We start from the raw sequence: 12,145 nt of genomic DNA on the forward strand, positions 1-12,145 counted from the left end.
ACATTGGAGAACAGATGCATATCACACGTTACACAGATTATTCGCTACGCGTTCTTCTATATTTGGCCGTAAACGACAAGCACCTTGCAACCATCAAGGTGATCGCGGACAGCTATGGCATTTCCAAAAATCATCTGATGAAAATTGTGCAACACCTTAGCGCCAAAGGATATGTTGAAGCCGTGAGGGGGAAAAACGGCGGCCTCAGGTTGGCCGCCAAGCCAGAGCGGATCAATATCGGCAAACTGGTACGCGATATGGAACAGGGCTCGCCGCTGGTGGAATGCTTTGGTGCAGATAATGAATGCGTGATTACGCCAGCCTGCCAGTTAAAGCATATTCTGGCGGAAGCCATGGAGAGTTTCTTCCAAACACTCGACCAATACAGTTTGGCTGACATGCTGCTCCCCAAGAATATGAAAGGTCTGGCACGTATCCTCGATGCGTCACAAAGCAAACCCTGACAGCCCCGGAAAAGCCGAAACGCTCATACAGGAAGACTTCTTTTCAAGCGAGAAAACGATCGCTCGAACTTTGTTTCTGAATCGTCACCAATTGGCGAAGAGTCGATATAGAAGCTCGCAATCATAAATCCGTGCTCACAATATCTGCAACGTCACAAGCGACCCAACAATGGCCAAGATGCAAGCCATTGGAATGTCTGCTATGACAATCGGCTACAGATCTTTTCGGAGCATCGGCTTTTCGTCTCAGGATGACCCATTGCGGTCACCAGTACAACTAAACAGTCAGGTCTAGGCTGGTCAGGTCGGTGAGGGTGAGGTCCTCTATGAAAACACTGTTCCCACCACCAAGATCGATCAATACGCCTGCGGTGCCATCCACACTGGTCAGCGAGGCTGCGGCCTGCACGTCGGCAAGGCTGGTAAAGTCCACGGCCGCAAAGCGCAGATCGAGGGTATCGTCCGTCACCGAGAAGTCGGTGATGGTATCGTCACCGCTCAGCGCGCCGAAGACGAAGTTGTCGGCCCCCGCTCCGCCCGTGAGCGTGTCATTGCCCGCCCCGCCCCACAGGGTATCATTCCCGCTGCCCCCATCGATGGCATCATTGCCTAAGCCGTTGAAAATCAGGTCATTACCGCCAGACCCGATGAGTATATCGGCATCTTCTCCGCCATATAGGGTATCATCACCTGCCCCGCCGTTGAGCGTATCATCACCTGTACCACCACCGACTTTGTCACCACCCCCATCGCCACTGGCGCTATCGTTGCCCGCTCCAGCCCAAACTTCATCATTGCCGCTACCACCCGACAAGGTATCCTCGCCATCGGCTCCGCTAAGGGTATCCCTGCCAGCCTCTCCCGAGATCATGTCATCACCGGCGCCACCGGCAATAGTATCGTCGGCATCATTACCCGACAGCGTGTCGTTACCGTTGCTGCCGGCCAGGTTGACAGGCTTGGGGTCTGAAGGAATGATGGGTTCGGCGACATCTGTCACATTGATTGTGAGAGTATAGCTGCTGGAGGATACACCGCCTTCATTATCCCGGACAGTAAAGTGAAAACTAGAGCGAGCGTTACCATTCGCATCGGCTTGTGGGATATAAACCAGATAGCCATCAGACAGATCCGACGGGAAAATGTTGTAGTTGTCGGTAACATCAACATCATTTTCCCCGGACTCTCGGTAAACCAGTTTGTCGCCAGAGGCTAAGCTGATGTTGCTGAGCGTAATCCGGTTGAGAGTTGCACCGGCATCTGCGTCAGCAAATGTGAAGTCCGCCTCTTTAAATACATATTCTTGGTCTTCTGTCGCCGTAACGGCGGTGTTTTCGCTGGTGGGTAAGCTGTTCGGAATGACGATATCAATATCGAAAAAGCCAAAAGCAATATCTGCTCCGCCACCTAGACCACTATTACCGCCATCATTGGCGCTTACGGTGATACGGGCAGCATCTGTGCCACTGACACCTGCGGGTCCTGTATAAAGGAACCAATCGCCATCTGCTGTTGCATCAAAATATTTATCGATGTCCGCAATCGTTCCTGCAATCGTGACGGTATCAGTGCCGGACCCTCCAACCGTAACGCTGTAATCAGCAGCACTGTCCATGGTTGCGGTAATCGTGCCGATAGAGGCAACAAAGGTGAATGTAACTGTAGCAGAACCGGAATCTGGATCGTTTACCCGCATGTTCGAGAAATCTATCCTGGAGGCTTCGGCCATATTCGCTGACGCGGTGAATGGCAGATCCCCGGCATTGTTCGGTGGGTCGTTGACAGATGTTACCTCGATTGTGCGTGTATCAACACTTGAAGCGCCCGCACTATCGGTTGCTGTCACGGTGATTGTACGCGGATCAGTGCCTGGATTGTAGGAGGCCGGAGAATACCGCATGCTTTGCAGTGTTTCCTGCACAATTGCGTTCGTAGCCTGGTCGTTGAATGTCAGCGTAAAAGCATCGCCGCCATTTGTCCCAAAGCTATTAACAGAAGCCACAACCACGCTGTTTGCTGACAAGGTATCGGCATCAAGGTCGAGGGAAATGCCATCACCATCACTATCCAGAAAGCTCAGTCTGTCTGTGGATTCCGCATTGCCAGCTTGACTGACCTATTTCACACACCCTGCGACTAACTATACCGTCATGTGCGCCTTGAAACATTTAATCCGTTCGTGGCGAGAGGCTGCCGTAATTGGCGTCCGGGCGCCGCTTCCGATGTCAGGTCAGAAAGCAGACGATGTAGAATTCAGCTATTACACAGCGGTCCGAAAAAACGACCGTTATTCCGTACTTGCCTGACTTTGCCTTCTGATGGCGACATTCTTTGTATTTCCGGTTCATTTTTGCGGTTTTGCAAAGCAAAGTCTGTTATTTTTTCGCTCCATGAGTTTCTCGAACCCAAACGGTCGAAATCATGTCCATGAAGATTGGGTATGCCCGGGTCAGCACCAGGGACCAGAACCTCAGCTTGCAGCTTGATGCCCTGGAAAAGGCAGGCTGAGCCAAAATCTTCCGAGAGGTTATCAGCGGGGCCAAAGCAGATCGGCCGGCACTCGATGATATGCTAAAGCATCTCCGCACAGGTGCCTGCAGCTGTGCGCTTTCAGGCCAGGCATAGCAACGACTGCTGGCAATTCGACATCAGCACATCCGATCTCAAGAAGATCGATAAACCCGCCTGGATTGATCCAGCGGTGTGCCAATGTGAGCGTCAATGAGCAAACTTGATTGCAGATAATGTGAGCCCGGTTACCCGGATAGTTGCAATCAATCTGATCTGAGCTCAAAAGTGTCGATGATTGCGATCACAGGCATGTATGATTGCGAGCTTCTATAGGTAGACCTTCAGAGACATCGCCGCTTATGACGGCTTTCTTTACCCATTGCCGCCCGGCGCCGACGACTCCTTTGTCGTTTTCTTTTCTGAAAGGGGGCCAGACTACCTGGCCGCCTTCAGCGCCCGATAGATAGTTGCCTCTCCCAGGCTAAACTCCTTGGCCAATTGACCAATAGTCGCGCCTGCAAGCCGTCTTGAGTAAATTTCCTGTTTTTTGGTATCCGTCAATTTTGGAGGCCTGCCAAACTTGACGCCATTTTCTTTGGCCTTGGCGATCCCTTCGGCCTGTCGCTCTGTGCGAAGGTCGTTTTCAAACTCGGCAATCGACGCCAGCATATTGAACATCAGCCGACCGGTGGAGGTGCTTGTATCGATATTCTGGTCCAGGACCAATAGGTCGATACCTTCTTGTTCAAAACGTTTGGCGAGCTGCGCTAGATGGACAACCGACCGTGCCAGCCGGTCGAGCCGTGTGATGATCAAGGTATCGCCGTCACGAAGATAATTCATGCACGCCTTGAACTCAAGTCGGTCAGCCGTTCGACCACTGCGCTTTTCCCGATAAATCCGGTCACATGCTGCCTCATTCAATTTTTCCAGTTGAACTTCCAGACTTTGACCAATTGAGCTGACTCTGGCATAGCCAATTCGTGACATAATCTATCATATTCCTTTTAAGGTTTTGACTGTGTATTTATGATAGTAGTTTTGATAGCAATTTTCCAGGACTATCATATAGTATACTTTTCGATACAATAAAATTTTGACATATTTCATGCGTTTCGATTATATTGAACAAATCAGATGAATCGAACGATATTTAGGATCGCATCATGGACGCCCTTACTGCCAATGAAGCCAAAACGCAATTTGGCGACATGCTTTTAAAAGCTCAGCGTGCACCTGTGCAAATCAGCAAGAATGGCAAGCCCGTGGCCGTTGTCATCTCTATGGACGAGTATGAGGGCATAGAGGCCCTCAAACTTCGCCTGCTGCAATCCAGGGCAGCTCAGGCCAAATTGGACATAGAAGCAAGCAACACTGCTGACGGCGAGACTTTTTTTGATGACGTCGAAGCAGGCAAGTTTGATTGATGCTTGCATATCATTTAACGCCGGAGGCGCAGAAGGACATTCTGGAAATTCGCCGTTACACCACTGAGCAGTGGGGAAAGCCTCAATCTCAAAAATATCTGTCGGAACTGCGGCAGACCATCCGCTTGCTGGCTGAGAATCCCAATTTAGGCAAACAACGCTCTGATGTCAGTTCAGGCGTGTCGAGCTTTCCACATGCGAGCCATGTCATTTACTATATCGTGCACAGACAGCAATTGATTGTCTTTGGTGTGCTGCACAAACGCATGGTACCGGACCAACATCTAGCCGACAGGCCAATAATCTAAATCATCTATGTTCTTGTTTTGTCCAGGTTAGCGTACAAATTGGCACTGTTCTTGTCGTGACCCCTAGATGGCCGCGGCAACCTGAGCGAAGAGTCGCTCGCGGAGTTTGCCAAGTTCTTTCTGAAGGCCTGCATTGATCAGGTTAGCTTCATGGAGGAGCTGGTTCGGCCAGACCGGTTGCGGGATCGTATGTTGATTTGGGTGGAAGAAGAAATCCGTGGAGACCGCCTGCCGACCAAATCCGGAAGTGTCATGGAGGCTGTTCTGTTTCGGGGTGACCTACCACGCGGTGATGTCGCCCCACTCTTGAACGCCAGTGAACGTACTGCGCGGCGCATTACGTCGGCCCTGCTTGATCGTGGGGTACTCACAAGTGCAAGCACCCGGGCGCCACTGCGGCTTACATTCCCAGCTACATTGGCAGGCAGATGGATGCCAGGCCTTTTCCCGGACAAAACATGATATAGGCGGCGGTGCTACGCGGCGTCAGCCGTCTCGACCAGGGCAGTTAAATCATCAATGTCGCAATAGGCAATTGCAGCCAGATAGGCCACGATCTTGGGAAGACTGGAATAGCGATCCCCGATTGGATTGACTAGATGCATAAATGCGATTCCATCGGGAAACTGGGGTTTGATGATGGCGTCCTTCACATTGAAACGGTATGCAGCTTGTCTGGGAATAGTCTTTCTCCACGTTGATTCCGTCGTCTCACGGTCTATTCCGTCCGGAATGCCAATGATGAACTGCCACCGGCTCTTTGGGATCATGGGTGCAAAGAAATCGACAATATCACTAATCTGCTCAGGTTGGTGCAGTCGGTAAGAGCGTGCACTGGGTGATGAAGCTCTCAACACCATGAGGGTAAACTCTGCGATCTCTTGCCCCGTCATGGAACGGAGATAATCCGGAATGGTTTCGAGCACATTTGCTAATTCCAGTCGCACGGACTTGTCGTTTGGGGCCTTCACCGTGAGAATAGAGCTGTCATTGTGGGGCTGCAGCCGTTTATTTCCGCGGCGGGTAGTGAGCTGCTGCAATACGCGGGCCTTCTGAATCCACTCTTCTACCTGTCTACGTTCGATCCCGAACTGATCTGCCACGTCGCGGCTTCTGGACCCTTCCTCGACGAGGCGCAAAATTGTGTTTGTCAGAGCAAGGTCGGGATCTGCGCTTTCAAATGGCAATCCATCATCTGACCCTAGAGAAAAGGGCGGATTGGTTAGTGGCTTGTATTGATGCTCTATGACACTGGCGATTGGCTGAGTGGCCAGATATTCGTGCCGTTCTTGGGCCCCGAGACCAGACAATCTCTTGCCCTGTACCCCAGCGATTTGGGCCAATTTATCAGTGCTGACGACCAATGACTGTCTTTGTAGCTTTTGGAAGAGGATAAGGTCAGTTAGGTGGAGGTAGCTTGTCATGGTCTCACGCGGATCAGCATGGCCGGCGAAAGCCGCCAAGGTATAATAAAGGCCCATGCGGTTAGACGCATGTCCCATCAAGTGCGTACGGATATTTCTGAGTTGTTCGATGGAAAGCCCGGTGAAACCTTGGGAGGCTTCATACACCTCTTCAAGCGTTGCATGGAGGCAGGAAAAACAACTGTGTCGCAGATTGTGAAACACGATGTCATCTTCATTGGTCAATGCCTTCATGGCCATCGAGAACATTTTGGAGATTGCGCTGGGTTTATAGGGAATGCCAGTATCGTTCTTGTCGAAAAGTGGCTTAAGAAGATGCTTTTTGGATGCCGTTTTGTGGTTCATCAGAAGACGAAACTCTTTGAGCTCATCGTCATCGAGAAATGAGCTTAGATGTATTCGTCTGTGTCCTGCTTTTGATTTGTTATCACCATATGGGTTATTCTTGATGGTAACGACGAAGTCGTCTGATTTCTCAACTTCGCAGACCCGTAATTTTGCCAATTCGCCCAGACGCATCCCGGTCCGGAAGGCAAGCGTGACGTAAAGGGCAATCTTGCGCCTCTCTAACATGTTCGGCTCGTTCTCGAGCATAACGTCAATCGCTTTGCGCACCTGCTCTATGGATAGAATTCTGGTTCTTACGCGCGTATGTCGTTGGCGATTGTGCCATGGCAAGGTCTCTAGTTCGGGCAATCGATAGCGGCGATCCTTCATGGCGAAGCTATGGAAATCTGCCAGCCGCCCCATCAGATAGTCAGTCTCCCCTTGGGTCGTGTGGAAGGTCTGCATATTGGTGTATAGTTCTTGAAGGTATACTTCGTCCTGCAGGTCCGGCACTTCCCCGTTGGTTTCATAGATGAGGGGTAGGACAAGGTTTGAACAATAGCGCTGGAGTGTGGCCGGGCTATTGTCTTTTCTCAAAGCAACCTCGATCAGCCAGTCAATAGCAAGGCGCAAGTGCACCGGCAGATTGTCCCGGTCTCGAAGGAATTTCAGGTTGGCTACGGCTTGGCCAGTGGTGATCTTGCCGTTTTCAAATGAAGGTGGTGTGATGGCGGGCAACAATTCCCGGTCATAAAATGTCCCCCATTCGTTGGGGTCCTTTTTCAAAATATTACCTCGAGCGGCGCGTTCATCGCGGGGAAGCCGCGCAGACACCTGATTTACTTCGTTGAGTGGGCTAAACAAGGATCTCCATGCCTTTGGGCTAACGGAAAAGGTCCTGAAATGGTTTGAAGCGAGTGACTGGAGGGCTTCACTGATTTCAATACCCTGACGGCTTTCCAAAGACCAGAACCCTGCGGCAGTAAGTTGATCAAGCTTAGTGATAGAAGTTTTATTGGGTATTCCAGCGAAAACAGCTTTCTGGATGAGTACAAAAACGGCCTTGGTTTGTAAGCCTACTTTCAGGGTTTTTTGTTCAGGTGCCTCTTTCTTCCTTCTACAGAGGCGCCTTATAAGCGCTAGGCTGATTACATCCGGGAACCAGTGCCTGTGTCGATAGCATCTCTCGTCTTCGAGCTTCATGCTGTAGCGGCTACGCCGGCCGGCCGCTTCGGCGCGCAGCTCGAGCCAGGCATATGGGCCCATTCGCTGAAGCGTGGGTTCTGGTTTTGAAAGGGTGCCTGCCAGTTTCTTCACCATCTCAAGGTCTGTCAAACCACCATGTACAATTGCAGAATAGAGGATCAGGCCAATCAGTGTTTTTTCGTCTTCATTGGACGAACGAGTGATCGAGTTTAGCCTGTCTTTAAACAGTCGTTCCCATACATGAATGTAACGAGCGCTCGAAAACCATTGTTCGTTTCGAAAAGAACCCTCAAAGGTCAATCTTGTTGGCACTTGAGGCAAACTCACATGCAGCTTGTTTGTCCGGACGATCTTTTGTGCCGTCCGTAACAGTTTCCCTTTGATATAAACAAGTGCTTCTGCCGTTAAGTTTAGGCTCTCAATCTTGGCTTCAATATCCTTGAGTGCGTGTTCATATTGCTCGGCTGAAGTAATGTTGGCGCTGTTAAAATTGAGGTCAATTTCAAGCTGGTCATATTTTCGGATCGCGATTTGTCGGGACGTTTCCCTGTTCTTTGCCCTTTTACGTCGCCCGATTGCTCCTTCTTGCTTCTTTGGGGGATGATAGGCCCCAATGCGATTGGGGTGTGGAGAGGCGCCAATCGGAATAATGCCTCTTTCATCCAGCATCGATTGTACCTGATGGCCTATGGTCTTGAGGTTAGCAAAGTTATATCCACTCGTGCAGCTCATGGGGCCAACGCCAAGCAAGGCGTGGCCCATGAAAGCATTGATGCTTTCGTCCCAGGCGTTTCCGGTAAGGGTGCTACGCAACTGGTGGCGCTGCCAATTCTGAGGCAGCGGACTGATAAATCTGTCTTTGTGCTTCAGGACCTGTGGGGAAAGCGATTGAGGACCAGTATTTGTGAACAGAAAAAAAAGTGGCTGGCGGCTGGCAAGGACGTCTCCTATGAAATGGGCCAGTGCGATGTTGCTGGGCATTAGCTTCTTTTGGAGGTTCTTCAGATGATTGAGATAACGAAGCATTTGCTCAAGTGCAGTTTCGCAAAGTGGGACGACCCGGGACGAGTGGTTAGTGCGAACCACTTTGTCACAGATCCAGACGAAGCCAGCTTCCAAGTCAAAGTCGCGGAGGTATTCAAACGGTTCTGTGACCGGGCGATGCCCTGTTGCTAAGCAGAGCAACATGTAGGTATACAGCGTTAGCAGATTGTGGTGATTGAATACGTCTGCTGGCTTGTTCGCATCCAGTTTTTGGATCTCAGCGCGCATTTCCTGAAAATGACTGAAGATGCGCTTGGAGTGGGGCACTAAAAGGCTGCCCTGCACGCCATCGACTGGGGCACCCGATTCAGTCTCAAATCCGAGTGATTCCACATAGTCGTTAAAGCAGGAAATCACGGTATATGGTGACACCTGAGCGTAAAACAGAGCGGGCGTTTCATCGGCGCCCGTCCCGCAAATATGTCCCTGTATGACACTATCAACACCCGCGTGCCGAAGTGATAGCGAGAGTTGGGCGGCAATTTTGGAAAGTGTAACTTGACGGTGCTTTAGGCTCGAAAACCCACGCAGGGTTTGGCCTTCATTCTCGGGCAAATGCCAAGCATCTTCTCCGGTGCCAGAAAGATACTCATCTAGGTAGCCTTCAAGCTCCCGCGGCACAGGCAAAAGACACCCCAGGGATTCTTTATGGGCAAATAGCTCGTTGGTGACATTGTCCTCTATATGATCGGGAAGGTGTTCGCGTGGGATTTGAATCTTGTCATAGAGGTACCATTTTTCCTCAATCTTCACCCAACACACTTCTTTGGGTTTTCGGTTCGGGCCAATAGGCCGGTGTTTTAAGCCTTTGATCAGCCGAACCGGTCTCCCAAACACTAGGGACAGCAGTATAAAAAGGCTGTTTTTCCAGCTAGACGTACCTATTTTCCCTGGGTTCTTAAGCTGTTTGAGGCATTCTGACTTGATCGTCGCGACAATGTATGGGCTGAGGGATTTTGGATGGGTGGCGGACAATAGTTGCCCCATAACGAGGCTCTGATTAATCCGCTTGTTAACTTTGTGCTGTAGATTTGAGCATCTGGCATCCGGTTGAGACGCTCGCGTGCGGGTGTGTTCGACATATGTTGTTGAGGATGTGAAATAGCTGTTTTCACGTGCTGGCGTATGACTGTTGGCACTGTCGTCATTGTATCTCGTCTGCAACACGCGTGGCGGTCTATTTGATATATCGCTTGAGCTACTGAAGGCCAGTGAAATGGTCGAGGATAGACTGTCTTTGCTATGGGCCCGTTTTCCTTTTTTCCGCGCACATGCATATTGCAGCAGTCTCCGCCAGGGAGTGATCACGTTATTGATTAGAGACTTTGGTTTAGAATTGTCTGTCTCCAGTTGTTCGAGGTGGGCCAGGAACTGTTTCAGGTCATTCGTGGTATCGGCAAAGAGATCGAGGATGCCCCGGTTGTTTTTCCTGGCGGACCTAAGTGCAGCACCTGCGCTTCCAATCGATGTTGGTACCGTACCGTGCCGATCAAACCAATCGGCTGCGAGCAGACTTGCTGCCACGATGTTGATATAAAGCTTTTCTAATCTAGCTTTGTGTGTGGGATCGGAGGGGGGACTTGTATTGATGAGCCCCAACAACGGAAGCTCGCCCAAAACTATTCGCGCGGACATTTTCTCTGATTGGGGGAAGCGCTCTGGGGCCTGACGATAAGCCTCAAGTTCGTTGGCCCAACGTATGCATTCTTGCTGAACGTTGGGCTGGTTATCGAACGCATCGTGGACTTGTTGAAGCCGCCGTTTCAGGTTCGGGATGGCGTGGAGTGGCACCCCATCAATGTGTTGATCGAATATTATCCCTCTCCCTTACTCAAACTATTTCCAAAAGCGTCCGGTTCTGGAAGGACTTTGGGCGAGGGTGGCTGGCCTTGATACAATGCCTTAATGTCTGTGATAGAAGCTTTGTGAAAAGTGGATAGGCACAATAGCTCGCTACCGGCGATTGTGCGAATGCGATCCGGCGAAATACCAGGATAGTTGGCAATTGGAACTTTTAGTTTGTCCTTTAGGCCTACGGGGAGGGCTTCTAATTCTCGTAGGATAGCGACAGCGGCAAACCCGCCAAAATATTCGAAGACCGTAGGTTTCGATGGAGACCGAAGTTTGCCGACTGAAATGCAGATTCTCTGCTCAAGCATGTGCGCTTGCAGTCGCGCAATATCCTTGACTATCCATGAGGGTACCTTGGGCTCGAACGGAATGTGTCCGAGGTGGTTTTGGATTTCAGGATGGAGGGTGAACCTAAAATTTTTGGCCAGCCGTAAGGAGAGTCTGGGTTTATTTGGACGGGACAGAACCGACTTCATAACGTAAGCACCGATACTCTGACAGCGAATTCAAAAAATGTTGAACTGAGAGCTTAACCAGCGTCGCCAAGAATGGTCAAAAATTCATATAAATTTTAATAAAAATGCGCCCTTCAGCGGACTTGCCGAAGCTATCCGCCATAGGATGCATAGATACCCCGATTTTCTTTCCAATCTACGCTAGTAGTGCCGCCTCTTCGAAGTTGGATTTTCCGTTGGCTCGATGTTCGTGGACAGAAAATTTTTCTCTGGATCCTGCTTCTTGTCAACGCCGGAGTAAAATTCCCTCAGCCGCCGGAGTAAAAATACATCACGCTGGCTTTGGTTGTCGTCGCGGTGCTGACCCGGGATCCAGCTTGAGCAAGAACTGTTGATGAAGAAGGCAAGAAGGGGCCCAATTGGGCCCCTTCTTGCCTTCGGCGTTACTATTCCCGCTTCGCAAGCAACGTCAGCCTACAGGTTTTGATCGGCTCTGTTTGAGGCGGTAGCTTTCGCCGTTCATCTCGAGGATGTGGACATGATGGGTCAGCCGATCGAGCAGCGCGCCGGTGAGGCGTTCGGAGCCGAAAGTGCTGGTCCATTCATCGAACGGCAGATTTGATGTCACGATGGTGCTGCCGCGCTCATAGCGCCCGGAGAAGACCTCGAACAGCAGTTCGGCGCCGGTTGGGGACAAGGGAACATAGCCCAACTCGTCGATGATCAGCAGTCTGTATTTGGCGAGTTGTTTCTGCAGGCGCAAGAGGCGTTTGTCGTCGCGGGCTTCCAGCAGTTCATGGACGAGCGCTGAGGCTGTAATGAAGCCAACCGCCAGGCCCTTTTGACAAGCCGCCAATCCAAGGCCGGGGGCGATGTGGGTTTTGCCGGTACCACTGTTGCCAACGGCGATAATGTTCTCGTTGCGGGTGATATAATCGCAGCGAGCCAATTCCATGATGAGCAGCTTGTTGAGCGATGGCATGGCCTTGAACTCATAGCTGTCGAGGCTTTTTGTAGTGGGAAAGCGGGCTTGTTTGATCCGCCGCTCCACCATGCGGCGTTCGCGGTCAATCAATTCTGAACTGATGGGGTGGATGCCCCTTTCGAGCGACATTGTATGATGTCACA

The 12,145-nt window shown here is 50.9% G+C and carries 6 protein-coding genes and 4 pseudogenes; 6 read left to right on the top strand and 4 right to left on the bottom strand.

All coding sequences use genetic code 11. The features are described 5' to 3' along the window. The first annotated feature begins 14 nt into the window (after window positions 1-14). The gene (locus KORM41_RS11430; RefSeq protein WP_068147822.1) at window positions 15-464 is read left to right on the top strand and encodes an Rrf2 family transcriptional regulator; all 450 of its coding nucleotides are present in this window, start codon (window positions 15-17) and stop codon (window positions 462-464) included. 277 nt (window positions 465-741) lie between these two features. On the opposite strand, the gene KORM41_RS11435 is transcribed toward KORM41_RS11430, so the two are convergent. Then, window positions 742-2,487 carry a calcium-binding protein gene (locus tag KORM41_RS11435; RefSeq protein ID WP_231727245.1) on the bottom strand — a complete coding sequence of 582 codons (1,746 nt, stop codon included), beginning with the start codon at window positions 2,485-2,487 and terminating at the stop codon, window positions 742-744. Window positions 2,488-2,891: 404 nt separating this feature from the next. On the opposite strand from KORM41_RS11435, the pseudogene KORM41_RS22500 reads away from it, so the two are divergent. Together KORM41_RS22500 and KORM41_RS22505 are read left to right on the top strand one after the other, a co-directional pair. After that, window positions 2,892-3,056 (top strand): annotated as a pseudogene (locus tag KORM41_RS22500) (recombinase family protein); the annotation flags it as partial. Next, window positions 3,052-3,162: pseudogene (locus KORM41_RS22505) on the top strand (hypothetical protein); the annotation flags it as partial. The pseudogenes KORM41_RS22500 and KORM41_RS22505, both read left to right, overlap by 5 nt. Window positions 3,163-3,410: 248 nt before the next feature. Here KORM41_RS22505 and KORM41_RS11440 read toward each other — a convergent pair. Further along, a complete protein-coding gene (locus tag KORM41_RS11440) occupies window positions 3,411-3,965 on the bottom strand; it encodes a recombinase family protein (RefSeq protein WP_068147827.1) in 555 nt (184 codons plus the stop codon). A gap of 176 nt (window positions 3,966-4,141) precedes the next feature. On the opposite strand from KORM41_RS11440, the gene KORM41_RS11445 reads away from it, so the two are divergent. The 3 genes and pseudogenes from KORM41_RS11445 to KORM41_RS11455 form a co-directional block, all read left to right on the top strand. Continuing rightward, a complete protein-coding gene (locus tag KORM41_RS11445) occupies window positions 4,142-4,402 on the top strand; it encodes a type II toxin-antitoxin system Phd/YefM family antitoxin (protein WP_068147830.1) in 261 nt (86 codons plus the stop codon). After that, the gene (locus KORM41_RS11450; RefSeq protein ID WP_156431961.1) at window positions 4,402-4,710 is read left to right on the top strand and encodes a type II toxin-antitoxin system RelE/ParE family toxin; all 309 of its coding nucleotides are present in this window, start codon (window positions 4,402-4,404) and stop codon (window positions 4,708-4,710) included. The genes KORM41_RS11445 and KORM41_RS11450 overlap by 1 nt, the downstream gene beginning before the upstream one ends. 63 nt (window positions 4,711-4,773) lie before the next feature. Beyond that, window positions 4,774-5,172: pseudogene (locus KORM41_RS11455) on the top strand (Fic family protein); the annotation flags it as partial. 14 nt (window positions 5,173-5,186) lie between these two features. Here KORM41_RS11455 and KORM41_RS11460 read toward each other — a convergent pair. Further along, window positions 5,187-10,502, bottom strand: coding sequence for a tyrosine-type recombinase/integrase (locus tag KORM41_RS11460; protein ID WP_068147840.1), 5,316 nt, complete (start codon window positions 10,500-10,502; stop codon window positions 5,187-5,189). A 984-nt stretch (window positions 10,503-11,486) separates the two neighbouring features. Continuing rightward, window positions 11,487-12,104: pseudogene (gene istB, locus KORM41_RS11470) on the bottom strand (IS21-like element helper ATPase IstB); the annotation flags it as partial. Between the last annotated feature and the right edge of the window lie 41 nt (window positions 12,105-12,145).

This window comes from Kordiimonas lipolytica, from assembly GCF_001550065.1.